This window comes from Paraburkholderia yinzeri (assembly GCF_046581065.1).
Classification (GTDB): Bacteria; Pseudomonadota; Gammaproteobacteria; order Burkholderiales; family Burkholderiaceae; genus Paraburkholderia.
In genome coordinates, this window is record NZ_JBFOCJ010000002.1 from 1572963 (window position 1) to 1597078 (window position 24116).

General features: G+C 65.7%; 27 protein-coding genes. 8 read left to right on the plus strand and 19 right to left on the minus strand.

All coding sequences use genetic code 11. The features are described 5' to 3' along the window. The first annotated feature begins 53 nt into the window (after positions 1-53). Complete coding sequence (gene pdxR / locus WJ542_RS24135) at positions 54-1535, plus strand: MocR-like pyridoxine biosynthesis transcription factor PdxR (protein ID WP_411191992.1); 1482 nt, start codon at positions 54-56, stop codon at positions 1533-1535. Here pdxR and WJ542_RS24140 read toward each other — a convergent pair whose 3' ends face one another. Then, on the minus strand, positions 1536-2516 hold the full coding sequence (locus WJ542_RS24140) for an aldo/keto reductase (RefSeq protein WP_411191993.1): 981 nt from the start codon (positions 2514-2516) through the stop codon (positions 1536-1538). Between the two features lie 316 nt (positions 2517-2832). On the opposite strand from WJ542_RS24140, the gene WJ542_RS24145 reads away from it, so the two are divergent. Then, positions 2833-3495, plus strand: a complete 663-nt coding sequence (locus WJ542_RS24145) for a hypothetical protein (RefSeq protein WP_411191994.1) — start codon at positions 2833-2835, stop codon at positions 3493-3495. A gap of 13 nt (positions 3496-3508) precedes the next feature. Here WJ542_RS24145 and WJ542_RS24150 read toward each other — a convergent pair whose 3' ends face one another. After that, on the minus strand, positions 3509-4003 hold the full coding sequence (locus WJ542_RS24150) for a hypothetical protein (protein ID WP_411191995.1): 495 nt from the start codon (positions 4001-4003) through the stop codon (positions 3509-3511). Positions 4004-4187: 184 nt separating this feature from the next. On the opposite strand from WJ542_RS24150, the gene WJ542_RS24155 reads away from it, so the two are divergent. Continuing rightward, the gene (locus WJ542_RS24155) at positions 4188-4565 is read left to right on the plus strand and encodes a phiTE_015 family protein (RefSeq protein ID WP_411191996.1); all 378 of its coding nucleotides are present in this window, start codon (positions 4188-4190) and stop codon (positions 4563-4565) included. Between the two features lie 4 nt (positions 4566-4569). Here the strand turns inward: WJ542_RS24155 and flhC are convergent, their stop codons facing one another. Next, positions 4570-5289 carry a flagellar transcriptional regulator FlhC gene (gene flhC / locus WJ542_RS24160; RefSeq protein ID WP_411191997.1) on the minus strand — a complete coding sequence of 240 codons (720 nt, stop codon included), beginning with the start codon at positions 5287-5289 and terminating at the stop codon, positions 4570-4572. A gap of 249 nt (positions 5290-5538) precedes the next feature. Between flhC and WJ542_RS24165 the strand changes: the two genes are divergently transcribed. Next, the gene (locus WJ542_RS24165; protein ID WP_411191998.1) at positions 5539-6495 is read left to right on the plus strand and encodes a tyrosine-protein phosphatase; all 957 of its coding nucleotides are present in this window, start codon (positions 5539-5541) and stop codon (positions 6493-6495) included. Positions 6496-6527: 32 nt separating this feature from the next. Here WJ542_RS24165 and WJ542_RS24170 read toward each other — a convergent pair whose 3' ends face one another. The 3 genes from WJ542_RS24170 to WJ542_RS24180 all read right to left on the minus strand — a co-directional run bounded on the left by WJ542_RS24170 (position 6528) and on the right by WJ542_RS24180 (position 9368). After that, positions 6528-7790, minus strand: coding sequence for an ATP-binding protein (locus WJ542_RS24170; RefSeq protein ID WP_411191999.1), 1263 nt, complete (start codon positions 7788-7790; stop codon positions 6528-6530). Then, positions 7787-8527, minus strand: coding sequence for a response regulator (locus tag WJ542_RS24175; RefSeq protein WP_411192000.1), 741 nt, complete (start codon positions 8525-8527; stop codon positions 7787-7789). The genes WJ542_RS24170 and WJ542_RS24175 overlap by 4 nt, the downstream gene beginning before the upstream one ends. 79 nt (positions 8528-8606) lie before the next feature. Beyond that, the gene (locus WJ542_RS24180; protein ID WP_411192001.1) at positions 8607-9368 is read right to left on the minus strand and encodes a lysozyme inhibitor LprI family protein; all 762 of its coding nucleotides are present in this window, start codon (positions 9366-9368) and stop codon (positions 8607-8609) included. 398 nt (positions 9369-9766) lie between these two features. On the opposite strand from WJ542_RS24180, the gene WJ542_RS24185 reads away from it, so the two are divergent. Both WJ542_RS24185 and WJ542_RS24190 read left to right on the plus strand, forming a co-directional pair. After that, complete coding sequence (locus WJ542_RS24185; RefSeq protein ID WP_411192002.1) at positions 9767-10375, plus strand: hypothetical protein; 609 nt, start codon at positions 9767-9769, stop codon at positions 10373-10375. A gap of 72 nt (positions 10376-10447) precedes the next feature. Continuing rightward, on the plus strand, positions 10448-11209 hold the full coding sequence (locus tag WJ542_RS24190; RefSeq protein WP_411192003.1) for a response regulator: 762 nt from the start codon (positions 10448-10450) through the stop codon (positions 11207-11209). 39 nt (positions 11210-11248) lie between these two features. Here WJ542_RS24190 and WJ542_RS24195 read toward each other — a convergent pair whose 3' ends face one another. The 4 genes from WJ542_RS24195 to WJ542_RS24210 all read right to left on the minus strand — a co-directional run bounded on the left by WJ542_RS24195 (position 11249) and on the right by WJ542_RS24210 (position 13149). Continuing rightward, a complete protein-coding gene (locus WJ542_RS24195; RefSeq protein WP_411192536.1) occupies positions 11249-11893 on the minus strand; it encodes a flagellar basal body L-ring protein FlgH in 645 nt (214 codons plus the stop codon). A 112-nt stretch (positions 11894-12005) separates the two neighbouring features. Then, complete coding sequence (locus WJ542_RS24200) at positions 12006-12710, minus strand: hypothetical protein (protein ID WP_411192004.1); 705 nt, start codon at positions 12708-12710, stop codon at positions 12006-12008. A 14-nt stretch (positions 12711-12724) separates the two neighbouring features. After that, on the minus strand, positions 12725-12895 hold the full coding sequence (locus WJ542_RS24205; RefSeq protein WP_411192005.1) for a DUF6726 family protein: 171 nt from the start codon (positions 12893-12895) through the stop codon (positions 12725-12727). Between the two features lie 68 nt (positions 12896-12963). After that, positions 12964-13149 (minus strand): hypothetical protein, encoded by a 186-nt coding sequence (locus WJ542_RS24210; RefSeq protein WP_411192006.1) that lies wholly within the window; start codon positions 13147-13149, stop codon positions 12964-12966. A gap of 339 nt (positions 13150-13488) precedes the next feature. Between WJ542_RS24210 and WJ542_RS24215 the strand changes: the two genes are divergently transcribed. Together WJ542_RS24215 and WJ542_RS24220 are read left to right on the plus strand one after the other, a co-directional pair. Further along, positions 13489-13626: an HHHH-motif protein gene (locus WJ542_RS24215; protein ID WP_411192007.1), complete on the plus strand. Its 138-nt coding sequence runs from the start codon at positions 13489-13491 to the stop codon at positions 13624-13626. 55 nt (positions 13627-13681) lie between these two features. After that, positions 13682-14128: a DUF3761 domain-containing protein gene (locus WJ542_RS24220; RefSeq protein WP_411192008.1), complete on the plus strand. Its 447-nt coding sequence runs from the start codon at positions 13682-13684 to the stop codon at positions 14126-14128. A 9-nt stretch (positions 14129-14137) separates the two neighbouring features. On the opposite strand, the gene WJ542_RS24225 is transcribed toward WJ542_RS24220, so the two are convergent. The 9 genes from WJ542_RS24225 to WJ542_RS24265 all read right to left on the minus strand — a co-directional run bounded on the left by WJ542_RS24225 (position 14138) and on the right by WJ542_RS24265 (position 24112). Continuing rightward, on the minus strand, positions 14138-14653 hold the full coding sequence (locus tag WJ542_RS24225) for an IS5 family transposase (protein ID WP_411190446.1): 516 nt from the start codon (positions 14651-14653) through the stop codon (positions 14138-14140). Further along, positions 14545-14955 (minus strand): transposase, encoded by a 411-nt coding sequence (locus WJ542_RS24230; protein ID WP_411187075.1) that lies wholly within the window; start codon positions 14953-14955, stop codon positions 14545-14547. The genes WJ542_RS24225 and WJ542_RS24230 overlap by 109 nt, the downstream gene beginning before the upstream one ends. 251 nt (positions 14956-15206) lie before the next feature. Further along, positions 15207-16511, minus strand: coding sequence for an NAD(P)/FAD-dependent oxidoreductase (locus WJ542_RS24235; RefSeq protein ID WP_411192009.1), 1305 nt, complete (start codon positions 16509-16511; stop codon positions 15207-15209). Next, entirely contained in the window at positions 16511-17803 is a 1293-nt protein-coding gene (locus WJ542_RS24240; RefSeq protein ID WP_411192010.1) for an NAD(P)/FAD-dependent oxidoreductase, read from the minus strand. Before WJ542_RS24240 ends, WJ542_RS24235 begins: the two co-directional genes overlap by 1 nt. Positions 17804-17866: 63 nt before the next feature. Continuing rightward, positions 17867-19453 (minus strand): DUF3138 family protein, encoded by a 1587-nt coding sequence (locus WJ542_RS24245; RefSeq protein WP_411192011.1) that lies wholly within the window; start codon positions 19451-19453, stop codon positions 17867-17869. Between the two features lie 261 nt (positions 19454-19714). After that, positions 19715-20626, minus strand: a complete 912-nt coding sequence (locus WJ542_RS24250; RefSeq protein ID WP_411192012.1) for an ABC transporter permease subunit — start codon at positions 20624-20626, stop codon at positions 19715-19717. After that, on the minus strand, positions 20623-21588 hold the full coding sequence (locus WJ542_RS24255) for an ABC transporter permease subunit (RefSeq protein WP_411192013.1): 966 nt from the start codon (positions 21586-21588) through the stop codon (positions 20623-20625). The genes WJ542_RS24250 and WJ542_RS24255 overlap by 4 nt, the downstream gene beginning before the upstream one ends. Before the next feature lie 13 nt (positions 21589-21601). Continuing rightward, the gene (locus WJ542_RS24260) at positions 21602-22756 is read right to left on the minus strand and encodes an ABC transporter ATP-binding protein (protein ID WP_411192014.1); all 1155 of its coding nucleotides are present in this window, start codon (positions 22754-22756) and stop codon (positions 21602-21604) included. A gap of 234 nt (positions 22757-22990) precedes the next feature. Further along, complete coding sequence (locus tag WJ542_RS24265) at positions 22991-24112, minus strand: polyamine ABC transporter substrate-binding protein (RefSeq protein ID WP_411192015.1); 1122 nt, start codon at positions 24110-24112, stop codon at positions 22991-22993. Between the last annotated feature and the right edge of the window lie 4 nt (positions 24113-24116).

Genomic DNA, 24116 nt, shown 5'->3' on the forward strand with positions numbered 1-24116 from the left:
AACTGTGGCACCATTGTTAGCCCCACCGTAACCGCGATTCATGGAGCCACCCGTTGGACTATGCATTGATGATGGCGGCCTACGCGCGCCGCGCGGCACGCAGGCTTACGCGACAAGACCTGCTCTACGAAAGCCTGCGCCGTGCGATTCTAGACGGCGACATCGTCGAAGGCGCGCGGCTGGCGTCGAGCCGCGCGCTGGCCGAGCAACTGGGCATGGCGCGCAACTCGGTGCTGTATGCCTACGAGCGCCTCGTGGAGGAGGGTTTCGTCACGGCCACGCGCCATGGCTCCCTCGTCAATGCCGTGACGCCGGGCGGCGGCGCGGTGCCGCATCCGCCCGCGGCACGAACGGCCGGCGCTTCCCGAACGCTTGCGCGGCGCGTGCTCGAATTGCCGCCGCGTCGCGGCACACGCGACGGCGCCACGGCGTTGCGCCCGGGCGTGCCTGCGCTTGACGCATTTCCGTTCGTGCAATGGCGTACCTCGCTGGAGCGCGCGATGCGGCGGCTACGCACGAACGATCTGGGCTACGGCGACAGCGCGGGCCACCCGTCGCTGCGCGAGGCGATTGCGCAGTATGTGCGCGTGTCGCGCGGCGTGCGCTGCCAGCCGCAGCAGGTGTTCATCACCAACGGCACGCAGTCGAGTCTCGATCTCTGCGCGCGCCTGTTCGCCGATCATGGCGAACGCGTGTGGATCGAGAACCCCGGCTATCTCGGCGCGCGTTCCGCGCTGCTCGCGGGCGGGCTGCAGCTCGTGCCGGTGCCCGTGGACGCCGCGGGCATGGCCCCGCGCGCGGCGGACTGGCACGAAGCGCCGCCGCGGCTCATCTATCTCACGCCGTCGCACCAGTACCCGCTCGGCAGCGTGCTGAGCCTCGAACGGCGCCTCGCGCTGATCGAGCACGCGCGCGCGTGCGGAGCATGGATCATCGAGGACGACTACGACAGCGAGCTGCGCCACGACGGCCCGCCGCTGCCCTCCATCCAGGGCCTCGCCGACGACACGCCGGTGGTCTATCTGGGCACCTTCAGCAAGACGATGTTTCCGGCATTGCGCATCGGCTTCATGGTGGTGCCGGCTGGCGTGACGGGCGCGGTGGCGGCGGCCGTCGGCACGCTCGAACGCCAGGGGCGCGTGGCCGAGCAGATGGCGCTGGCCGAATTCATCGAAAGCGGCCGCTACGCGCGGCACCTGCGCCGCATGCGCAAGCTTTACGAAGAGCGGCGCGATGGACTCGTCGCCGCGATCGGGCGGCATCTCGCAGGCATGATGACGGTCTCCGCGGACGCGGGCGGCATGCATCTGAGCGTGCGCCTCGACGCGCCGCTGCGCGACGTCGACGTGAGCACGGCCGCGCGCGTGCACGGCCTGCACCTGTCGCCGCTCAGCGCGTATTGTCTCGGCGGACCCGACATGCCGCGCTACAACGGCTTTCTGCTGGGCTATGCGGAGGCGCCCCCGCCCGTGGCCGACGCGCTGATGGCGACGCTCGCGCGGGTGATACGCGAGCTGGCGGCGGGCGGCGGTTGATCACTCGTGTCCCGCGACGGCGTGCGGGACGTACGGCGCTTCGAGCGCATCGACTTCTTCGTCGGTGAGTTCGAGCGAGAGCGCCGCGACAGCATCTTCCAGATGATGCGGCTTCGAGGCGCCGACGATGGGCGTGGTGACCTCCTGCTTCTGCAGCATCCACGCGAGCGCGACCTGCGCGCGCGACACGTTGCGCGCCTTCGCGATCGCGCCGACCGCCTCGACGATCGCGCGGTCGGCCTCGGCCGTGGCGTCGTACAGCTTGTGGCCGTACGCGTCGCTTTCCTCGCGTGCGCTCGTGGCATTCCACTCGCGCGTGAGGCGGCCGCGCGCGAGCGGACTCCACGGCATCACGGCGACGCCCTGGTCGGCGCACAGCGGCAGCATCTCGCGTTCTTCCTCGCGATAGAGCAGGTTCAGGTGATCCTGCATGCTGACGAACGAGGTCCAGCCGTTCAGGTAAGACGTGTAGAGCGCCTTGCTGAACTGCCATGCATGCATCGACGAGGCGCCGATATAGCGCGCCTTGCCGGCCTTCACGATGTCGTGCAGCGCTTCGAGCGTTTCCTCGATGGGCGTGTCGTAATCCCAGCGGTGGATCTGGTAGAGATCGACGTAATCGGTGCCAAGGCGCCGCAGGCTGTTGTCGATCTCGGCGAAGAGCGCCTTGCGCGACAGGCCCGCGCCGTTCGGGCCGGGACGCATGCGGTTGTACACCTTCGTTGCGATCACCACGTCCTCGCGCTTGACGAAGTCGAGCAGCGCGCGGCCTACGATCTCTTCCGAGGTACCGTCCGAGTAGGTGTTGGCGGTGTCGAAGAAGTTGATGCCGACGTCGAGCGCCTGGAGGAGCAGCGGGCGGGCGGCGTCGGCGCCGAGCGTCCACGGATGCGCGCCGCGCTCGGGCACGCCGTAAGTCATGCAGCCAAGACACAGACGCGAAACTTCCAGCCCGGTCGGGCCGAACCTGACGTATTCCATTGCTGTCACTCCTTGTGCGAAAGCGGATGAGGCCGCGCGGCGCGGCGAGGACGGCGCCGGCGCGTTGGGGAGACTGCGGCTAGGGTACCCGAGCCGCCGAAGATGCGCAGAAAGCTGGCCAAACGACGACAAGCCGGTACGGCGATCAAACATCTAATTTTGAGAAAGCGCGTGTAACGGGATTTGTGCTAGTTTGCGTTTGGTTATATTTATCTCAAACAAGATAAATCGACCCATGTGATTCGGAGTCCATACCGATAGGCCGATACGCGGAGAATTCAAGCAGGATTCCGTTCCGCACTCACCGCCCTTTCCCATGCCGACTGACTACACCGCCTCGTTCGCCCTCTGGGTCGTCGTTCGTTCCCACTGCCGCCCCGACGGCTCGCGCATCGTCGAGCCCGCGTGGACCGGCGATGGCGAGCAGAGCGGCGTAGCCATTTTCGTTTCACGCCTCGATGCACACATCTACGCGACCCTGCGTAACGTTCGTCTTCCCGGCGACGCCCCCGACAACTGGCATTGCATTCCCTTGCAGGCGTTCGATCTGCATGCGTACGCCCGCGACCAGAACGGCAGCGTGAACTGTGCCATGGCGTTCGGCTTTGTCTGCGACGCTGAAGGCGCGCTGGTCATCTCACGCGGCGCGCCGTGCCCGAGCTACTTCGAACTCACGTTCGACCCGCCGGAGGGTATCGCCGAAGTGGTATTTCACTTCAGCCAGGCGGCGTTCGAAGGGATGTGCGCGCTATGGCGGGAGGTCGGCGCGCATGCGCAGCCGCAGTCGATCAATCGCGCCGAGGTCATGAGCGACGGCGCCTTCGCATGGCTGCTCGATATCGCGCTGAGCGTCGCGACCGAGACCGGCGCCGAGGCCGAAGCCGATCACTGGACAGTGTTCGAGCCGCTCTCCATGCGCTGGCTCCGTGCACCGACCGAGGCTTACGTGATGCAGGAGGCGAAGCCGACGTTGCACTGACTTCGCGCCGCGCTCACACGAACAGCGAGACGATGCCGCCTATCGTGAGCCCCGCGGCTATCCATCGGCCGGTGGAATAAGCTTCGTTCGGGTCCGCGGGCAGGTCGGGGCGCTCCAGACCGAGCATGCCGTCTACCAGCGAGCGTATGGGTTGCGCGTTGGCCTCGTTGTCGGTCCCGCTGTCGGTGTCGCTCGTGTCGCCGGCATTGCTGGCAGTTAGCTGATCCGCGGGATCGTCCACCACGATCACGACATCGTTGCCGCCGTCGATCTCGACGCCCTCGCCGTCGTCGTCGCCGCCGTCGTCGGCCGCTGCGGCGGCATAGGCCGCCGGCGAGATGTCGACCGCGTCGTCCTGCGAGGCGGGCGCCGGCGTGCTCGTGCCGGAAAGCGTCGAGTCGTCGTTCGCCGGCAGGCCCGCGGCAGACGCGGCGATGCCCGCGCCCGTGTCGGGCAGGTTCGCCGCTACGCTGCCGGACGAGACCGGCGTCATACCTACTGGTTCCATGTTCGCCTCCTGAGGGCATGTCACACGCCCGGAGGATGTTCCCACGCCGCGACTGCGTATCGGTCCACGAAAAGCGCGCAAAAACTAGCGGTATTTCGCAGCGCCCGGAATCGTAGAGGCTGACACAATGGCGGCATCGCAGGTTGTGCGTGCACCCATGTACGCCGACGCAAACGTATGCACCATGAAGCACACCTTAACGTCGAATGTGGACGAACCCGACGCGCAAGCGGGTTCCGTCAGCCTCTATCGCGGGGCTGATTTGAGCGAGCCTTCGCGGCGCATGCTGTTCGAGGCGCTTTACCGCGCGCGGTATCTGCAGGCGCATGCGCGCCTGCCCGATGCGCTGGAGCGCGATCACAACGACGACTACGTCCAGAGCGGTCCGCAGATCGCGTGGGAAATCTGGCAGGCCGCGCATGCGCGCGTGCTGGAACTCGCCGCGCAGATTTGCGAGCGCCGCCAGGACGCCCATACGAGCCAGTACGACAAGGCGGTGTGCCGCCTCTGCGCGCGCGATATTCGTGCGTTGCTGCGGGCGATGGACCGAAGCAGTATTTGAGCCGTCAGACCGGTTCCGAAAGGGCCGCACGAGCGATGTGAGTCGTGCGGGCCAGTGCGTGCCGCGAGTTGATCGTGCGCGACACTTCGTCGAGCATCACCATCATTTCCTCGGGTACGTCGCCGTAAAGGGAACCGGCGCGCGGCGGCATCTCGAACGAGACGGGCGTACGTCTTTCGTCGTCGCCGGCTTCGCGCATCGCCGCTTGCGCAAGGCGAGTGGTTGCCGCGCGCGAGGGCGGCGCACAGACGCAGCAAACGGATGGCTTGTTCGTTTCGTGCACGTGCCGCACGAAGCGTCCCGAGCAGACGGGACAGAACGCGAGCGTCAGGAGTCCGCCTTCGAAAAAGCGCAGCAGGGTCCACGCACGCGTGAAGCTGAGCACGCGTTCGATGCCGGTGCAATAGCAGTGCTCGATATAAAGCCGGTAGGCGCGCGTGAGCGCATCGAGGCGCGTGCAGCGCGCCACGTCCCGGAGAAACAGATAGATGTTGTAGAAGAGCGATGCATGGACGTTCGGCAACCACGTGAAATACCAGTCGGCCGAAAACGGCAGCATGCCCTTGGGCGGCGACGCACCCTTGAGTTCGCGATACAGCCGGATCATGCGCGTTCGCGAGAGCCTCAGCTCTTTTTCGAGTACCGGCATGCGTGCGCCTAGCTGGATGAGCTCGATGGCGCGCAGCACCTCGCGCGCATCTTCGGTCACACTGCCTTTGTACATGACGCGGAGCTCTCCATGAGACAGGCGCGGCAGCCACGGCGGCCGGGCGCGGGTTCCTGAATGTGCTGGCGATTATAGAAGCGCGCTTATTAGCGTCAAGGCTAATATTCTGGAGGGGTTGGGAAGACTTTTTGTCGTTTGCGGCCAGCCCGGAAGGATGGCCTCTTTTAATACCGATTATCATAGAGCCCTGTTGCGCATCCCGCGCGGCTCGCGGCATCGCGAGCGCCTGTTATCGACTGCCAATCAATGATTTCTCGTTTCTCCGCCTCGTTCGCTTCGTCTCGCGAAGACCGCAAGCGCGCGCCTCGCCGCGTGCTCGACGGCATCCTGGGCAGCTTCGGCGGCGGCGCGCCGGGCCATGCCGGGGCCGCACCCGCGAACGCACCGCGGCGTGCACTGATCAAGGGCACCGTTAGCGTGCTTGCGCTGGGCAGTTGTGCGAGTACGCTGCTGAGCGCCTGCGGCGGCGATTTCTCCGGCGGCAGCGGGTCACAGGACGATGCCACGCCCACCCTCAAGTCGGTGGCCAACTTCCGCGACCTGGGGGGCGCTGCGCCCGGCTATGCCACGAGCGACGGCGCACACGTGCGGCGCGGGCTGATCTATCGCTCGGACGCGCTGACTCTCAGCGCTGCCGATGCCGCGACGCTGCAGAGCCTTGGCGTGACGACCGTGTTCGATCTGCGCACGCCGGCGGAAAGCGGCCAGACGCCCGACGCGCAGGTCGCCGGGGCGAGCTATGTGGCGATCAACGTGCCCGGCACGGCCACGCCGCCTTCGTTTGCGGGCATGTCGGCGCAGGAGCTGGATGCGGCCATGCAGGGCGAGTGGAATGCATTCGTCGCCGGCCGCGTGCAGGCCTCGGCTTACGGCGAGCTGCTGAACCAGATCGCGCAGACGGCGGGACCGCAGATCATCAGCGGGGGGACGGGCGTGGACGCGGTGGGATGGGCGAGCGCATTGCTGCTTCTCATTGCGAACGTGCCGCTCGAAATCGTCGTCAAGGACTTTCTGCTGACGAATGCGTACCGTTCGACGGGCGCAGACGCGGTGAACGCCGCTCCGCCCGTGCAGAGCCGCTATTTGCAGACCGCCTTCGACGCGCTGCAGTCGAACTACGGCGATCTCAACCGCTACCTGACGGTGGGCCTCGGCCTCGCGCCTGCTACGATCGACCTGCTGCGCAGCCGCCTCGTCGCCTAGGCGAGTGTTAGCGCGCGCCGCTCCGGTGCGCGTCAGGCGGCGGGCAGCACGATCCGAACGCGCAAGCCGCCTTCCGGATGATTCGAAAGCTCGCAGCGGCCGCCCTGGTTGCGGGTGAGGCGGGTGACGATTGCGAGGCCGAGCCCGCAGTGGCCCTCGCCGCCGCGAGCTTCGTCGAGCCGCACGAAGGGCTTGAGCGCGGCGGCCACCCGTTCGGCGGGAATGCCGGTGCCGTGATCGCGCACTTCGATCGACCAGTGCTGGCCTTCGCGGCGCGTGGAAATCTCGATGGGCGGCGCGCCGTGTTCGAGCGCATTGTCCACCAGATTCGAAACGAGGCGGTCGAGCAGCGTGCGCGGCATGCGAAAGCCCGGGCCGGCGCGCAGATCCAGCCGGAAGAGTTCTTCGTCCTCGTCGGCGGTGTCGGCGCTGAACTGCTCGCGCAGCAGCGCTTCGACTTCCACCTCGGGGCTCGTTTCGGGGCGCTGGCGCGCGAATTCCAGGAACTGCTGAACGATGTCGTTGAGCGAATCGACCTCGCGGATGATCTGTTCGCGCTCGCGTTCCGAGCCCAGCATGCTCGCGCGCAGCTTGAGCCGCGTGAGCGGCGACTTGAGATCGTGCGCCACGCCCGCGAGCATGACGGCCTGGTCGTCGTCCGCTTCGTTGAGCTGCTTCATCATGCCGTTGAACGAACCGATCAGCTCGCGCAGTTCGTGCGGCCCGCGTTCGTTCATGGGCGCGGGCCGCTGGCCCGTACCGAACGCCCGCGCGGCCTGGGCAACGCGAGAGAGCGGACGCTGCATTTGCCATACCGCAAGCAGCGAAAGGACGAGCGACATGGCCAGCAGCGCGCCGGCCTCGAGCATGAGGTTAGGCGGCGGCGGCAGGTCGATGGGCGCGACGATCCATACGGAACGGCCCGCAAAGCGTATCCACAGCGCGTGCGAATGGCTCGCGTCGGTGAGAATGTCCGTGCCCGGCGGCAGATCGCGCAGCAATTGCCGGCGCAGATCGGCGAGCGGTTCGTGCGTGGGCGTTTCCAGATGGACGTCGGCCGGCATGTTCCAGGTGGGCACGAGGTGCACGCGCAGCGCGGGCGCGAGTTCGACCTCGTTGGGCGCCGCTCCGTTCGCGGCGTGCAGCATGAGCAGCAGGCCGCGCTCGAACCCTTCCAGCTCGTGCCGGCGCGGCTGGTGCGCGAACACGGCGAACCAGCCTGCCTGGATCGCGAAGAGCACGAGCGTGGACATCAGGGCCATGCGCCCGAACAGCGTGTTGAACGGATTGCTCATGCGCCAATGACGGCACCGCTCGCCCCGCGCGCTTCTTCCGGCACCGGCACGAACACATAGCCTTTGCCGCGCACCGTCTGCACGTAGCGCGGCGCCGAGGGGTCGTCCTCGATCACGCGGCGCAGGCGCCAGATCGGCACGTCGAGGCTGCGGTCGCGAAACGCAAGGCCGTCTGCATGCAGCAGATCGTGGATCAGCACGCGCGACATCACGCGGTACGGATTGCGCGAGAAGATCTTCAGCAGTGCGAATGCGCCGTCTCTGAGCGCGACATGCTCGCCGTCGCGCAGCAGGGTGCGCGTGGCGAAGTCAAGCTCGAACGGACCGAAATGAAAGCGCTCGCGCAGCTCCGGCGCACTCGGCACGATGTCGCCGCGCCTGCGCAGCACGGTCTGGATGCGCAGCAGCAGCTCCTGCGGGTCGAAAGGCTTCGCGACGTAATCGTCCGCGCCGAGTGTCAGACCCGCAATGCGATCCACCACCGTGCCGCGCGCGGAAGCGAAGATCACGGGGATGGTGTCGCCCTCGGCGCGCAATGCGGCGAGAGCCCGCAGACCGTCGGTGCCGGGCATCATGACGTCGAGCACGACCACGGACGGCCGCTCGCGTTCGAGCCGCCGACCGAGATGCGTGGCGTCGTGCAGGACGGAGGCCTCAAAGCCATTTGCTCTGAGGAATCGACAGAGGAGATCGCGCACGACCGGATCGTCGTCGACGATGAGAACGTGTGGACTCATGCCGAAATTTTATTCGATGTCGACGTTCCGGCGAAAAAGCCGATCCAGCCGATTTCTTACCTATCCTTACACGCGCGGCTTACCGGACCGTAACTGCGCCTTCCTGCGTTTGGGCCTGGAGCGGCGTTTGCGGCGGCGTGGGCGTTGCCGCCGCGGCAGTTGTCGTTGCGGCTGTCGTTGCCGTTGCCGTTGCGGCCGCTGTTGCCGCCGGCGCCGACACGGCAGCCGGTGCCGCGCCGTGTGCCGCCGCAGCCTCGGCAAGATGCTTCTGGCGCGCGTCGGCGGCCACGCCGCTCGGCATCTTGTGCAGATGAAGCTTCGAATCGGGCTGCGCCTCCGCTTTCGCGGCAGCATTCGGGTTTTCGCAGGTAATGCCCTTCATCTCCAGCACGGCGTCCTGGGCCGTGGGCGCCAGTTGCTGATCGACCACGCCGGTGCGCACCCGCTCCGCGCTCGCCTGTTTTCCATGCTGCAGATCGCCCTGGAGTTCGGCGATGCGGCGGTCGTACCAGTCCGCCACGCACGCCTTGTCCTTGCAGTTGTGCTGGCGCCATTGCCACTGGCTGATACGGTCGGCTTCGAGCGCGGTCGTATCGGGCGTGGCCTCGACGGCGCTGCGATACAGGGCGGCCAGCTTGTCGTCGAGCGCGGAAAGTTGCGGATCGCTACAGACGAGCCGTTCCGACGCGGACGCATTGTGCGGGCAGCGGAAGCTCGCCGCGTGCGCGAGCGATGCGCCGGCCAGCGACGCGAAGAGTACGAAAGCGGGAACGAGCGCGGCGCGGCGCGAAATGCGGTGATTCGGCATAGAGGCGCGATGAGGATTCGGTTGTCGGTTCATGGCGGGTTCGATTGCATTGAAGTGACAAGGGCGGCAGGCCACGCGCGCACGGCGCCTTCGAGCTGGCTCGATTGCGCGTGCCGTGCGGGCTGCCGGCGCTTTGCCGTAGGGCGCGCCAGTCAAAGTTAGCGCAGCCGTGCTCGCGCAAAGGTCCGCTCAAGGGTGGCTTCGGGCGGTTGCTTACGAAACATTTCAAATAGGGCCGGTTAATGAAACCACTGGCGTAATGAATGGCGCGAGCCGCTTACCGTGCGGGAGATTCGCGAAGACCCCGGAAGCCGTAGCCAACATGGACCGGTGTCCGGAACATCGAAGCCTGCATGCCGGGCCGATCATGAATGCGATTTTTGCGCGCTGCGCGCCGTGTCATTCAACGTATCGCATTCCTTATTGTCTCCATGACCCCGGAAATCTGCTCTTTCTCCACCGGTATCGATCTGCGCGCGAGGCCCTGGCGCGCGGCCGCGGCTGCGCTCGCGGCGTCGTTCGCGCTCAACGGCTGCGCCTGGACGCTCATCACCGCCGCCGACGCCACGGGCTCCGTGATCCAGGCCGGCTACGCAGTCGCTTCGAACTACTCATCGCCCAGATTCTTCACCGGCGAGCCCGCGAACGTCGGCTCGATCTGCATCGAACTCAATCCCATGGTGACGTCTGCCGACTTCGTCCCCTCGCTGCAGCTCGCACTTGCGGAACGCGGCGTGCGTTCGGACCTCTATAGTCCCGGCACCGAGCCGATCAGTTGCGAGGCGAGGCTCGTCTATAACGCTTCGATCGAGTTCGGCAAGCCGACCTTTTCCGACGAAAACCGCGCCTACCTTTCGACCATCAACATCGCGATCTTCGAGCACAACCACATCGTTTCGACCGCGCACTACGAAGTGCACGGCCTCGGCACCGATCGCTATTCGAGTGCGGCGGTGAAGCTCAAGGGCATGGTGGATCAGATGGTGGTCGACCAGCGCAAACTGGGCGGCACGTTCGAATCCGCTTCGAACGGCCAGTAGGGCAAGCACCGGGAAAGGAACGGAAAGACTCCGGACCTTTGCCCACCGACCCACGTCGCTTACGATCTCCGCATGGCAAATACCGTCTTTCTGGTCGACGACGACGCCGTGGTGCGCGACGTCACCGCTGAATATCTCCAGATGCGTGGCTTCAGCGTCACGGCGCTGCCGTCGGCGCGCGCCTTGCAGCAGCGTTTGCGCATCGAGCGGCCGCAGATCGTCGTGCTCGACATCATGATGCCCGAGCTCGACGGCATCAGCGCGCTGCGCGAGTTGCGCGCGAGCGGCGACGATGTGCCCGTGATTCTCCTCACGGCGCGCAACGAAGTGATCGACCGCGTGCTGGGCCTCGAATTCGGGGCCGACGATTACGTCGGCAAGCCATTCGATCCGGGCGAACTCGTTGCCCGCATCCGCACGGTCATCCGCCGCCGAGGCGCCAATGCAACGGGCGCGCCGGAGAGCCGCGCGTCGTTTCGCTTCGGGCCGTACGAACTCGACTTCCGCTCGCGCGAACTCTATCGCGGCGAAGAGCGCATTCCGCTGCGTTCGAGCGAATTCGCATTTCTCAAGCTGTTCGTCAATCACGCGATGACGATGCTCACGCGCGAGCAGATCATCGAAATCATCTATGGCGAGGCGGGGCGCTACCGCAACCGCAGCCTCGACGTGGCGATCTGGCGGCTGCGCCGGCTCATCGAAACCGATCCTTCCGAACCGCGTTACCTGCAGACCGTCTGGGGCCGGGGCTATGTCTTCGTGCCCGATGGCGAAGTGGGGTATGCGGAGCGCTGCGTCGAGATGGCGCTGGAGTTGCAGCGCGAGGACGAGTGAAGCGGCTAGCCGGGCGGCGCCTGCGCGCCGCCCGGCGGATCAGAACGTCAGCACGCTCAGGAACATGCGCTGAAGCCAGCCCACCGTCGTGGCGTCGTTGAGCAGGCCGTGGCCGACCTCCTCGATGCGGGCGTTGGCGATCTTGCCCGATTCGACATAGTTGTTGGCTTCGACGTCGTTCGGGTTGACGATGCCCGAAAGCCGCAGACGCTGATGCTCGCCGCTCATCGAAATCAGCTTTTCCCCGGAAACCACGAGGTTCCCGGTGGGCGTCTTGCTGATCACCGTCACGGCGAGCGTGCCGGTCATGTCGCTCGTCAGCGAACGTTTGCCCGTGCCGTCGAACGAAGTCGAAGCCGAGCCGATGTTGAAGAGGTGCGCCAGACGCGCCGCCGCGGCCGTGGACTGATCCGCGGCCGTGGCCGTGATATCGCTCGAACGATTGGCCGAGGCATTGGCATTGTCGCTGCCGCTATAGGTTTCGGAAAGGCGGATCGTGAGTACGTCGCCAATGCGCTGCGCACGCGGCGTTTCGTACAGCGCGACGGCCGTGCCGGGCTGATAGATCGAGCCCGCGGTGTTCACGTTCAACGGCAGATCGGCAAGCGGCGGCGTCATCGGCGTGTTGACGATCGAGTCGGGGGTCGAACAACCGGTGCAGAACGCGGCGAGCGCGATCGCCATCCCGCAGATGGAAATTAAGGATGCCGACGGATTGGCACGCGCGAGGGAAGAATGAACGCGAAGGGTCTTCATCGGTTGGATCGAATAAGCATTCTTGGGGTGCGCGTGGGGCTCAACCCTCGTCGAACTGGCTGACCCGCATGGTCCGCATGCCGGACGCCGGATGCGGGCTGACGGACTTCAGCGTGTAGGTGAGCGTGGCGCGGTCACCGTCGGGCAGCAGGCAGAGCGTGATCGTGCTCGACGCGTTTTCCCACTCGAAGAGCGGCAGCGTGGTGTCGCCGTGCAGATGCGGTGCGCCGTAGCGCGAGGCGAGCATGTTGCGCAGGTCGAGCGCGGTGGGGCGATCCACGACGAACGACATTTCATAGAGCCGCAGCGGTTCGCCCGGCGCATCGTGCGCGAAGCGCAGCACGTGATCCGCGGCGGGGGCGCCGGCCACGACGGCTTGCGAAGGCGCCCAGCCGTCGAGGGTGCGATGCGCCCATCGGCAGGCGACCGTGGGACTCGCGCGGCTCTTCATCAGCATGCCGATGTCACCGCCCAGCACGTCGGTCTCGCATACCAGGGTACTCTCGTGCGGCGTCGCGCGCACCATGCTAGACGCGCGTAACGCTTCGAGCGGGATGCCAAGCGGGATGCCGCGAAACGAGAAAGGCAGGTTGTCGCGATCGTGCGCGCGAGCATGGGGAACCGCATGGACAACAGGTTTCGCGTTTGCGTCCGCGTCGGCATGCGGGCGCGAATCCGCGCGTGCGGTCGGCGTGCCGAGACACGCCGCGCAGAGGACGATGGCCAGCAGCGATACCGGTTTCATCGAAAGGACCCGGATCAGTCGATCGCGTCGGCACACGTGTCGAACGGCGCGGCAGCGGGATGACCGACCACCGGCACGATCTTCAGCGTTGCCGAAGCGACCCGGCAAGGAAAGGCTGCCACCGCGCAACTGCTGAGCGGCAGCGCAAGGCAGGCGAGCGAGACGGCCGAAGCGGCCCGTGTCATGCGTACTGCGAAGCGATGTCTTTGCACGGCTCGAGACGGAGCGGCAGACATGGGCAGCGGCGCAGCACTCATGCGGTGGTGTTGATGTTCTGGCCGAGCGGACCGGAGGGTGGCGTCGGCCGCACCGTTTCCTGCTGGCTCGACGGCGTGTCGGCGTTCCCGGTGGTGTTGGTGCTTTTCGTGCTGTGGCCGCCGGCTGTCGAGTTCAGCGCGTTGGGGAACGGATTGCTGACGGGGCCGATAGGGCTGGTCATGAGGCGAGTCCTTGACGAGAGTGAGACGAAAAAGAGGGCGCGCCGCATCGAGGCGCGCCCCGACCAAAGCGCCGAAGGGGAGGGTCTCGGCGCCGGGCATGCAAAGTTTCGCGGCGAGGCGGGGTTGGCGAAGCGGGAATCAGGAGGGGGCTTTGACGGGCGCCTTACGAGGTCTTGCGGGGGCGTACGGGGGGCAAGCAGGGGGCGCCGAGTGTACCGTCGTGATAAAAATGTTAAAGATGGTCAAAATGCGGACGACGATGTGCACGTATTTCGGATCTTGCCGTTAATGAGACAGCAGCTCGACCACCGGCTGCTCGACCACCACGGAGAACCGTCATGACTCGCATTGCAAGGATTCTGGCCGCGACGACCGTCGCATTCGCCGTCCTCACGCCGGCCATCGCCAACGCCCACTCGCACCGAGTGTGCCATTTCGACCATCACCACCATCGCGTGTGCCACTGGGTGAAGTAAGCCCGGAGCGCATTCGACGAACGACCTGCAGCCATTCAGAATGAACGGAGCCCTAATGAAAAAATCAGTCTTTTTTGCGGCACTTGCCGCCGGTCTGTGCGTTTCGCTGGGCAGCTTCGCCCAGGTTCCGGCCAGCGCGCCGGCAGGCACCACCGGCCTGTGCAAGGACGGTTCGTTTAACAGCAGCGCAAGCAAGAAGGGCGCGTGCAAGGGGCACAAGGGGTTGAAGACCTGGTACGGTGCCGCCGCGAGCGGCACGGCCGCAGCCAGCGCGCCCGTTGCCGCAACTCCGGCAACGGGTGCCCCGGCGGCGGCCGCGTCTACCGCCGCCGCGGCAACACCGGGTGGCGGTCCTGGCCAGGTGTGGGTCAACACCAAGTCCAAGGTCTACCATTGCCAGGGCGACAAGTTCTACGGCAAGACGAAGCAGGGCCAGTACATGTCGGAAACCGCGGCCAAGGCCGCCGGCGACCACCCGGCCTACGGCAAGGCCTGCTCGTAAAAGGCCAGTTCAAAATGGCCGCTCAGCTCGGCTGAAGATGTTCCAGCAGACGAGAGAGCAGCCGAGTTTGAGGAACGCTTCGTGAATGTCAGATCGGCGTTCGAAGCGGATGCGAAGACGACGGAAACCATGGAGCCACGAATGAGTCCGTTCGACGACCCAACGGAATTTGCCGAGGCCGCTGCCGTGTTCGGTGCGGCGTCTGGCGATGACCGGTCTGATACCGCGTTCGCGAAGTCGGTGGCGATGCGAGTCGGAATCGTAGCCACGGTCGGCGTAGAGGACCTTGGGCTTGCGAAGCGGTCGGCCGCGAGTGCCGCGAATCGGCGGGATAGCGTCGACCAGCGGCAGCAGTTGCGTGACATCGTTGCGGTTCGCGCCGGTCAGGATCACGCTGACAGGAACGCCATTCGCGTCTACGAGGACGTGATGTTTGGACCCTGGTCGTGCGCGATCGGTGGGGTTTGGCCCAGTTTTTGGCCTGCCCCAACGGCGCGCACGGACGATGAATCGACAGCCGCATATGAGAAGTCGAGCTGGCCGGATTCGCGCAGCTTGTCGAGCAGCAGCCCGTGCAGTTTGTCCCACACTCCGGCTTGCTGCCAGTCGTGCAACCGACGCCAGCAAGTCGCTCCAGAGCCGAAGCCCAACCGGGTCGGCAGATGATTCCATCGCATCCCTGTCTTGAGCACGAGCAGGATGCCATTGAGTGCCGCACGGTCCGAGACCGGCAGGCGCCCAGGGTATCGCCTGTGTCGCGGCTTGGGCGGCGGAAGTAGTGGTTCGATCAGTGCCCACAGCGCGTCATCGATGATAGGTGCCGGCATTCCTTGATCCGTTGTTCAGGCATCCAAGGTTAACCGTTTCACGGGAAAGTAAACAGCCCTTCCGGGCTCTTTTTGAACTGGCCTTTAAGCGATACCGACGGCCCCGTCCGCGATTCCTGCGGGCGGGCCGACTTTTTTCCGCCTGATGGTGAGTGGGGCGCGCACGAGGGAACTTGCGTTTCGTCGCATCGTGGCAGGGACGGCACACCTGGCGGTTCCGGACTCACTCGGCCACGTGCGCCGCTTCCCCCTCAAAACATTTCCATCACCCGGTGATACATCATCCCGATCTCGAGCGCCGGCTTTCGCCACGCCGGCCCACCGGGAAAGCGCGCATGCCGCAGCTTCGCAAACAGATCGAACGAAGCCGGCTCGCCCGCAATGGCCTGTGCGACCACCCGCCCCGCGATGCCCGTCAGCGCGACGCCATGCCCTGAAAATCCCTGCACGTAGTAGTAATTCGAATCGATAGCGCCGAAATCGGGCGCCCGATTGCGCGTCACGTCCACGAACCCACCCCACGCATACTCCACGCGCGTGCCATCCAGTTGTGGAAACACGTCGGTCATGCGCTTGCTCATCGCCTCGGTCAACTGCGCGGGCGCGGCACCCGTCGAATCGGCGCGGCCGCCGAACAGCATGCGGTTGTCGGCGGAAACGCGGAAGTAGTCGAGAAAGAAGTTGTTGTCGCACACCGCCGCGCGCTGGGCGATCAGCGCATCGGCGCGTTCGCGGCCCAGCGGTTCCGTGGCGATGATGTACGAGGCGATCGGCGCGATGCGCGCGGCAACGGGCGTGGGCAGCACGCCTCCCGGCGCGGCATTGCAGCATGACACGACGAAGCGGCAACGGACTTCGCCGCGCGGCGTCTGCACTACGGGCCGCGCGCCGCGTACCACTTCTTGTGCGCGCGTGTGCGCGAACAATTGCGCGCCTTCGCGCCGCGCCGCTGCGGCGAGGCCGAGGCAATACTTGAGCGGGTGCAGGTGGCCGGAGAACGGATCGTATACGCCCGCCAGATAGCGTTGCGACGCCACGCGCGCACGCGTGGCGTCGGCGTCGAGCCACTCCAACCGGTCATAGCCCCAGCGCGAGCGCGCGGCGTCCATCCACGCGCGCAGGTCGGGAATGCGCTTGGGCTTCGTCGCGACGGTCAGGTAGCCCGCCGTGAAGTCGCAATCGATGCCGTAGCGTTCGATGCGCTCGCGCACGAGCCCCACGCCTTCGATGGAAAGCGCCCATGCGGCGCGCACGCCTTGCGGGCCGAGCTGCTTTTCGAGCACTTCGTCCTTGGCGAAGCCCACGAGCGTCTGGCCGCCGTTGCGTCCCGAAGCACCCCAGCCGGGCCGGTGCGCGTCGAGCACGATGACCGAGAGGCCGCGCGAGCGGCATTCGAGCGCAACCGACAAGCCGGCGAAGCCGGCGCCGATCACGCACACGTCGGCTTCATGCACGCCTTCCAGGACGGGATCGTCCTCCGCGGGGCGCGTGGCCGTGGCTTCGTAGTACGAGTGGCGGGCGAGTGCGTCCGCCTGGGCGTCGAGCTTTGCGGTCATCAGAGCAGATCCTTCATTCGGTACCATGCCATCGCGAGCACGAGGGCGGGGGTTCGCAGTGTAGCGCCACCGGGGAAATCGCGGTGGCGGATCTTGCCGAACAGGTCGAAGCGCGCGGACTGGCCGTCGATCGCCTCGGCAATCAGCTTGCCGGCCAGGCCGGTGGTGTTGACGCCGTGTCCCGAGAAGCCCTGCGCGAAATACACCGTGGGCTTCAGGCGTCCGAAATGAGGCGCGCGGTTCATCGTGATGTCCACGAAGCCGCCCCATGCGTAGTCGACCTTGACGTCGGCGAGCTGGGGGAAGGTCTTGAGCATGTCGCGGCGCATCGCTTCGCCCAGGTTGCGCGGCGCGAACGTCGAATAGCTCACCTTGCCGCCCCACAGGAGCCGCGTGTCGGGCGCCGGCCGGAAGTAGTCCAGCACGAAGCGGCTGTCGCAGACCGCCGTTTGCGCCGGCATCAGCGCAGCCATGCGTTCCCTGCCGAGCGGCGAGGTGGCGATCACATACGTGCCCACCGGCATGATCTTGCGCGAGAGTTCGGGCGCCAGCGTGCCGAGGTAGGTGTTGCAGGCGAGCACGACGAACTTCGCACGCACCCTGCCGCGCGCGGTTTCGACGACATGGCCGCCGTTTTCGTCGCGAATACGCGTAACGGCGCTGTCCTCGTAGAGGCGCGGGCCGGCCTCCACGGCCGCCCGCGCGAGGCCCAGCGTGTAGTTGAGGGGATGCAGGTGGCCGCTATCGGGATCGTAGAGACCGCCGGGATAGCGCGAGGACTGCACGTACTGGCCCGCGCCGTTCGCGTCGACATAGCGGAACCGGTCGTAGCCGAAGCGCGTCGCGGCTTCGTCGCGCCAGCGCTTGAGTGCGTCGACGTCGCGTGCCTTGTTCGCGGCCGTGAAGTAGCCGGGTGTCAGCGCGCAGTCGATCTGGTGCTTCGCGACGCGCGACTTCACGATGTCGAGCGTTTCCAGGCCCATGTCCCAGACCTGCTTGACCTCACCATCGGACATGAAGAGCTTGAACGTGTCGATGTCGCACGCGAAGCCGCCAATCAGCTGTCCGCCGTTGCGTCCGCTCGCGGCCCATCCGACCTTCGACGCCTCGACGATGGCGACCTTATGGCCACGTTCGGCGAGATTGAGCGCCGCCGAAATACCGGTGAGGCCGGCGCCGATCACGCAGACATCGGCGTCGATCGTGCCTTCCAGGACCGGATGGCGGGTGGTGTCGTTGGCGGTGGCGGCGTAGTAAGACGGGGCGTGAGGCTGATTGGCGAATTTGAGCATAAAGTTGTGCTTGCAAATAAAAAGCGGACGGCGCCGCAGAGGCCGCCATCCGCCGCGCTCTCGTCAGAACGAGTAGATGAACTGCGCGCCGAGCAGGTCGTTGTTCCTGCTGTACGAACCGTCGCTGCGCAGGAACACCTGCTGCGTGGCCCAGTCGTGGCGATACTCCACCTTGACCGTGATCTGCTGCGTCGGATAGAACAGCAGGTCCAGCGTCACGTCCTGGCGGGTGGCGCCCTTGCAGTCGAAGCCCAGACCGCCGTTGGCCTGCGAATTCGCAAGGCACTCCGAACCAATGCCGAAGCCGTTGTACGGGTCCATGCCGTTGCCGTTCAGCGCAATGCCGCCGCCCCCGCCGCCGTTCTTGCCGTCGGCCAGCACGTCGTAGCGCGCCGTCACGCCCATGCGGCCCACCACCGGAGCGTTGAACTTGTGGTGCGCGAGCAGCGACAGGCCGTACCACTGCGCGTTGCCGCCGTTGTACGCCGCACGCTGCTGCTGGCCGTAGTCCACTTCGGCGTTGTACTGCGTGTCCGCGAGCGTGTAGGTGGCATCGGCCTCGCCGAAGAAGAAGTAGCCCCCCGAGCTCGTCGCCTGGCCACCCGGTCCGTAGACCACCTGGCCGTCGGCGTTGGTGGCGCTCGAGAGCGTCTGGCGTCCGATGTTGAACGAGCCGCCGATATCCAGCGCGCTGGACCACGTGTAGTCGGTGCGGGCCGTGAAGGTCGGGATCTTGTTGCTGGTGGTGATCGGGTCGCCCAGCGCGTTGGTGCCCGTCTGCGTGACCGAGCCGTAGGTGCGGTACTGCTCGTTGCCGACCATGAACTTCCACGCCCAGTTGCTGCCGTCGGGCGACCAGTTCCAGCCCACGCCCACGTAGCTGCCCGGATCGGAGAAGTCGTAGAGCAGGCCGTGGGTGAGGGTGAGCATCTGGTTGGACTGCTGCACCTCGTAGCCGCCGAAGCTGGGCATCAGACCCGCGACGAAGGTGCCCGTGGCGGTGACCGGCACGGTGATGACGGCGGTGTTCAGGATGTCGTCGCCGGTGCTGCCGTGCTCGTTCTGCAGCAGCGTGATGCCGTTGCCGCGGTTGGGCATGAGGGTGACTTCGGCAGACGGCGCCATCGGTCCGACCCCGAAGGTCTTCTTGATGTCGAGGTAGAGGTCGCCGAAGGTGCTGTTGAAGTAGTTATAGGAGCTTTCGTGGTTCGCGAAGAGGAACGACGAGGTGCTCGCGGCGCGGTTGTAGATGTAGCTCGGGTCGATGTAGCCGGTGATCGAGAGGCCGGCGATGGGGCCGGTGTTGGCCGCGTCGGAGAGCGAATCGACCTTGAGCTGCTGGTTGGCGACCTGCTGCTTGATGGCGTCGAGATCGTCGTTGGTCAGGTGCGCGGGCGCCTTGCCGTAGCCGGGCGAGGAGGCGTCCACTTCCTGGGCCGGAGCGGCGGCTACCGGTGCTGCTGCCGCTGCGGTCTGCGCCGTGGCCTTCGTGTTCTTCGACTGCGCGAGCTCCGTCTTCAGCGATTTCACTTCTTTCTGCAGCGAACTGAGTTCCTGCTGCAGGGCCTTGATCTGGTCGCTGGTCGTATCGGCCATGGCCAGGCCTGGCAGGGCTCCGGCTACCAGCAGACAGATTAACTTCTTCCTCATCAACATTCTCCTTGTGGGTCGTTCCTGCAAAGACTTCGGCATGGGGTGCGCAAACCCCCGTCGGCGTGCAGTCCGTCCCCGGGACCGCCCGCCCTTCTTCCGCACGTGGACCGTGCGCTGTCGCTTCGCTTTGTGCTTCGGGTTGTGCTTCGGTGTACTACGGATACAGGTTCGGATGTCTCTCAGGCCCTGCGGGTGCTTGCGGTTCGGGCCGTGGCTGGATCGCAACCCGACCCGGAGCGCGCCGGAATCAGGCGCGAATCACGCCGCGCGGCGTCCCAGCGGCGCCCCCACGGCGCCCACCGGCGCGGCAGGCGGCTCCGCCCCGGCCGGATCGGGCTGGATGAAGGCCATCTGCATGTCGCGCATGCGTTTCTTCTCGCGGGCCATCATGATCTGGTTGGCCACGATCACCCCGATCGTCACCGCGCTGATAAAGAGCGTGGCCAGCGCATTCATCTCGGGATTGAGCCCCAGGCGCACCCGCGAGAACACCACCAGCGGCAGCGTGGTCGAGCCCGGGCCCGAGAGGAACGCGGAGAGCACCAGATCGTCGATCGAGAGCGTGAACGAGAGCAGCCAGCCCGAGATGAGCGCCTGCGAGATCAGCGGCAGCGTGATCACGAAGAACACCTTGAAGGGTGTCGCGCCCAGATCGAGCGCGGCCTCCTCCAGCGAGCGGTTCATCTCCTTGACCCGCGACTGCACGATGATCGCCACGTACGAGACGCACAGCATCACGTGGCCGATCCACATGGTCAGCACGCCCCGGCCCTTCGGCCAGCCCAGGAACTGCTCCATCGCCACGAACAGCAGCAGCAGCGAGATGCCCTGGATCACCTCGGGAATCACCAGCGGCGCGTTGATCATGCCCGCGAAGAGCGCAAAACCCCGGAAGCGCCCCATGCGCGCGAGCACATAGCCCGACCACGTGCCGATCACGACCGAGGCGAACGCGGTCATCAGGCCGATCTTCAGCGACAGCCACGCGGCGTTGAGCAGTTCGTCGTCCTGCAGGAGCGCGGCGTACCACTTCAGCGAGAAGCCCGACCAGACGGTGACGAGCTTCGATTCGTTGAAGGAATACACCACGAGGCTGATGATCGGGATGTACAGGAACAGAAAGCCGAGTGTAAGCACACCGGTGGAGAGGGTGCGGTTGGGCCTGATCATTTGCCTTGCTCCAGTTGCCTGACCTGGTTGTGCTGGAAGAGGGCCATCGGCACGAGCAGCAGCAGCACCATCGCCACCGTGACGGCCGAGGCCATCGGCCAGTCCATGTTGTTGAAGAACTCGTCCCACATCACGCGGCCGATCATGAGGGTGTCGGCGCCGCCGAGCAGTTCGGGGATCACGTACTCGCCCACCGCGGGGATGAACACGAGCAGGCTGCCGGCGATGATGCCGTTCTTCGAGAGCGGCAGCGTAATGCGGGTGAAAGCGACCCAGGGCTTCGCGCCGAGATCGTAGGCGGCCTCGAGCAGGGTGAGGTCCATCTTGACGAGGTGGGCGTAGAGGGGCATGACCATGAAGGGGAGGTAGGAATAGACCATGCCGATGTAGACGCCCGCGTCGGAGTGATAGAGGCGCAGGGGCGAGTGGATGAGGCCGATGGCCATGAGGGCGTGGTTCAGGAGCCCGTCGTCCTTGAGGATGCCGATCCAGGCGTAGACGCGGATCAGGAAGGAGGTCCAGAAGGGCAGCATGACGCCCATCATGAGGAGGTTGCGGGTGGCGGGGTTCGAGCGGGCGATGTAGTAGGCGACGGGGTAGCCGATGAGCAGGCACAGGAGGGTGGAGACGGCCGCCATCTTCAGGGAGCTGATGTAGGTGGCGATGTAGAGGTCGTCCTGGAGGAGGAAGGCGTAGTGGCCGAGCTGCAGGGCGAAATGGACGACGCCGTCCTTCATCCCGACGAGGTTGGTGTAGGGGGGCACGGCCATCATCTGGTCGGCGAAGCTGATCTTGAACACGAGCACGAAGGGCACGGCGAAGAAGAGCGTGAGCCAGAGGAAGGGCACGCCGATGACGGCGGTGCGGCCGGAGGGCACGAAGCGGGAGAACAGGCGCGAGAAGACGCGCAGCGCGCCGCCGGAAGCGGCAGAGGCATGGGTGGAGGGCAGGGAAGTACTCATGGTGTCCTCTTCCTCATTGCGTGAGCACGACGCCGCTGGCGGGCGACCAGGAGACGTAGACGTCGTCGTTCCAGGCGGGCGCGCCCTCGCTCATGAGGTGCGAGCTGGAGAGGTTGGAGACGACCACCTTGCCGCCGGGCAGGCGCACGTGGTAGAGCGAGTAGCTGCCCATGTAGGCGACGTCGGAGACGACGCCGCGTGCCCAGTTGTGGGGCGTGCCGGGCTTCTCGCGGGTGACGCGCACGCGCTCGGGGCGCACCGAGATGCCCACGGGCATGCCCAGCGGCCCGGTGATGCCGTGGCTGACGTACATGCGCGTTTCGAGGTCCCCGCTCTCGACGAAGATGTGGTCGGGCTCGTCCTCGACGACCTTGCCCTCGAAGAGGTTGGTCGAGCCGATGAATTCGGCGGAGAAGCGGCTGTTGGGGAATTCGTAGACGTCGGAGGGCGTGCCGGTCTGCACGATGCGGCCCTCGCTCATGACGGCGAGGCGGTTGGCCATGGTCATGGCCTCTTCCTGGTCGTGGGTGACCATGACGCAGGTGACGTCGACCTTGTCGATGATGCCCACGAGTTCGAGCTGGGTCTTCTGGCGGATCTTCTTGTCGAGTGCGGACATGGGCTCGTCGAGGAGCAGGAGCTTGGGGCGCTTGACGAGCGAGCGGGCGAGCGCGACGCGCTGCTGCTGTCCGCCGGAGAGCTGGTGGGGCTTGCGCTGGGCGTAGCGGCTCATCTGCACGAGGTTCAGGGCGTCGGCGACGCGTTCCCTGATCTCGTTCCTGGGCGTGCCTTCCTGCTTCAGGCCGAAGGCGACGTTGGCCTCGACGCTCATGTGGGGGAAGAGGGCGTAGGACTGGAACATCATGTTGACGGGGCGCCGGTAGGGGGGCAGCGTCGCGAGGTCTTCGCCGTCGACGTAGATGCGCCCGGAGGTGGCGCTTTCGAGGCCGGCGAGCATGCGCAGCAGGGTGGACTTGCCGCAGCCGGAGCTGCCGAGCAGGGCGAAGAGTTCGTTCTTCGCGACGCTCAGGCTCACGTTGTCTACCGCGGTGCTCTCGCCGAACTTCTTGACGACGTTTTCGATGCGGACGAACGCGTCGTTGGTGGTGGCCTTGGTGCCCGATGCACCCGCGGCCGGATTGGCGTTGACTTGTGGCGTCGATTTCATGATGTAACCTTGGTTCCTGTCTGATCGCAGGCGCGAACGGTCCCGCACGGGGCGCATGACGCGACTCGCGAAATAAGTACTGCGAACGGAGCTCGTTGGGGGTTGCGCGCGTCGTCAGGGGAAAAGGGCGCGGCGCGCGCAACCGGACTTCGGACTACGACTGATGGCGCGGAGAGGTCGAGCGATCCCTCCGGCGCACTGTCTCCTTCACTCTCCTTCAGGGGTTTTGCGCAATCAGTGACCCGTCTTGAGCTGCGCCCACAGACGGTTTTCCAGACGCAGGATGTCGGCCGGCATCGGCTTCATCAGCGTCATCTTCTTCAGAACGTCTTCCGGCGGGTACACGGTCGGATCCTGAACCACGGCCGGCGTCACGAACTGGTGAGCAGCCTTGTTGGCGGTCGGGTAGAACACTTCGTTCGTGATCTGTGCGTTGACCTTCGGATCTTCGATGTAGTTGATCCACTTCATCGCGGCTTCGGGGTGCGGAGCATCCTTCGGGACGACCATCACGTCGAACCACAGCAGACCGCCTTCCTTCGGGTTGGTGAACTTGAGGGTGTACGCGCGATGAGCTTCTTCGGCGCGGCGGTGTGCGATGCCGACGTCGCCCGACCAGGCCACAGCAACGCAGATGTCGTTGTTCACGAGGTCGTTGATGTAGCCCGACGAATTGAACTGGGTGATGTACGGGCGAACTTTCTTCAGGACTTCGAAGGCAGCCTGGTAGTCGGCCGGGTTCGTGCTGTTCGGGTCCTTGTGCATGTACTGCAGCACGGCGGCGAATACGTCCACGGCCTGGTCGAGGAACGACACGCCGCAGCCCTTCAGCTTCGAGAGATATTGCGGATCGAACACGAGCGCCCAGCTATCCACCGGCGCGTTGTCGCCCAGCGCCTTCTTGATCGCTTCCTCGTTGTAGCCGATGCCGTCGGTACCGAATGCCCAGGGCACGCCGTACTGGTTGCCCGGGTCGGCGTCCGCGATCATGTGCATGAGGACGGGATCGAGGTTCGAGAGATTCGGCAGCTTCGACTTGTCGAGCTTCTGGTACACGCCGGCCTGGATCTGCTTGGCCATGTAGTTCGACGTCGGCACGACGATGTCGTAGCCCGAGCTGCCTGCGAGCAGCTTGGCCTGCAGCGTGTCGTCGCTGTCGTAGTTGTCGTACTTGACCTTGATACCCGTTTGCTTTTCGAAGTCGGGGATCGTGTCCTTCGCAATGTAGTCGGACCAGTTATAGACGTTCAGAACGTCGTCCGCCGCCTGGGCCTGCTGGCTCGAAGTGGCAGTAAGACCTGCGCACAGGGCCAGGGCAGCTGCCGCGACCGCATGACGAAGATGACAAACACTCATGTTG

Bases quoted from the DNA above. Each gene is read 5' to 3' on its own strand.
- WJ542_RS24240 (WP_411192010.1), bottom strand. From the start codon at position 17,803: ATGCTCAAATTCGCCAATCAGCCTCACGCCCCGTCTTACTACGCCGCC.
- WJ542_RS24215 (WP_411192007.1), top strand. From the start codon at position 13,489: ATGACTCGCATTGCAAGGATTCTGGCCGCGACGACCGTCGCATTCGCC.
- WJ542_RS24155 (WP_411191996.1), top strand. From the start codon at position 4,188: ATGAAGCACACCTTAACGTCGAATGTGGACGAACCCGACGCGCAAGCG.
- WJ542_RS24255 (WP_411192013.1), bottom strand. From the start codon at position 21,588: ATGAGTACTTCCCTGCCCTCCACCCATGCCTCTGCCGCTTCCGGCGGC.
- WJ542_RS24185 (WP_411192002.1), top strand. From the start codon at position 9,767: ATGACCCCGGAAATCTGCTCTTTCTCCACCGGTATCGATCTGCGCGCG.
- WJ542_RS24220 (WP_411192008.1), top strand. From the start codon at position 13,682: ATGAAAAAATCAGTCTTTTTTGCGGCACTTGCCGCCGGTCTGTGCGTT.
- WJ542_RS24260 (WP_411192014.1), bottom strand. From the start codon at position 22,756: ATGAAATCGACGCCACAAGTCAACGCCAATCCGGCCGCGGGTGCATCG.
- flhC (WP_411191997.1), bottom strand. From the start codon at position 5,289: ATGTACAAAGGCAGTGTGACCGAAGATGCGCGCGAGGTGCTGCGCGCC.
- WJ542_RS24190 (WP_411192003.1), top strand. From the start codon at position 10,448: ATGGCAAATACCGTCTTTCTGGTCGACGACGACGCCGTGGTGCGCGAC.
- WJ542_RS24180 (WP_411192001.1), bottom strand. From the start codon at position 9,368: ATGAACCGACAACCGAATCCTCATCGCGCCTCTATGCCGAATCACCGC.
- WJ542_RS24195 (WP_411192536.1), bottom strand. From the start codon at position 11,893: ATGGCGATCGCGCTCGCCGCGTTCTGCACCGGTTGTTCGACCCCCGAC.
- WJ542_RS24245 (WP_411192011.1), bottom strand. From the start codon at position 19,453: ATGAGGAAGAAGTTAATCTGTCTGCTGGTAGCCGGAGCCCTGCCAGGC.
- WJ542_RS24170 (WP_411191999.1), bottom strand. From the start codon at position 7,790: ATGAGCAATCCGTTCAACACGCTGTTCGGGCGCATGGCCCTGATGTCC.
- WJ542_RS24210 (WP_411192006.1), bottom strand. From the start codon at position 13,149: ATGACCAGCCCTATCGGCCCCGTCAGCAATCCGTTCCCCAACGCGCTG.
- WJ542_RS24205 (WP_411192005.1), bottom strand. From the start codon at position 12,895: ATGACACGGGCCGCTTCGGCCGTCTCGCTCGCCTGCCTTGCGCTGCCG.
- WJ542_RS24250 (WP_411192012.1), bottom strand. From the start codon at position 20,626: ATGATCAGGCCCAACCGCACCCTCTCCACCGGTGTGCTTACACTCGGC.
- WJ542_RS24150 (WP_411191995.1), bottom strand. From the start codon at position 4,003: ATGGAACCAGTAGGTATGACGCCGGTCTCGTCCGGCAGCGTAGCGGCG.
- WJ542_RS24230 (WP_411187075.1), bottom strand. From the start codon at position 14,955: ATGCCGGCACCTATCATCGATGACGCGCTGTGGGCACTGATCGAACCA.
- WJ542_RS24200 (WP_411192004.1), bottom strand. From the start codon at position 12,710: ATGAAACCGGTATCGCTGCTGGCCATCGTCCTCTGCGCGGCGTGTCTC.
- WJ542_RS24165 (WP_411191998.1), top strand. From the start codon at position 5,539: ATGATTTCTCGTTTCTCCGCCTCGTTCGCTTCGTCTCGCGAAGACCGC.
- WJ542_RS24175 (WP_411192000.1), bottom strand. From the start codon at position 8,527: ATGAGTCCACACGTTCTCATCGTCGACGACGATCCGGTCGTGCGCGAT.
- WJ542_RS24145 (WP_411191994.1), top strand. From the start codon at position 2,833: ATGCCGACTGACTACACCGCCTCGTTCGCCCTCTGGGTCGTCGTTCGT.
- WJ542_RS24235 (WP_411192009.1), bottom strand. From the start codon at position 16,511: ATGACCGCAAAGCTCGACGCCCAGGCGGACGCACTCGCCCGCCACTCG.
- WJ542_RS24140 (WP_411191993.1), bottom strand. From the start codon at position 2,516: ATGGAATACGTCAGGTTCGGCCCGACCGGGCTGGAAGTTTCGCGTCTG.
- WJ542_RS24265 (WP_411192015.1), bottom strand. From the start codon at position 24,112: ATGAGTGTTTGTCATCTTCGTCATGCGGTCGCGGCAGCTGCCCTGGCC.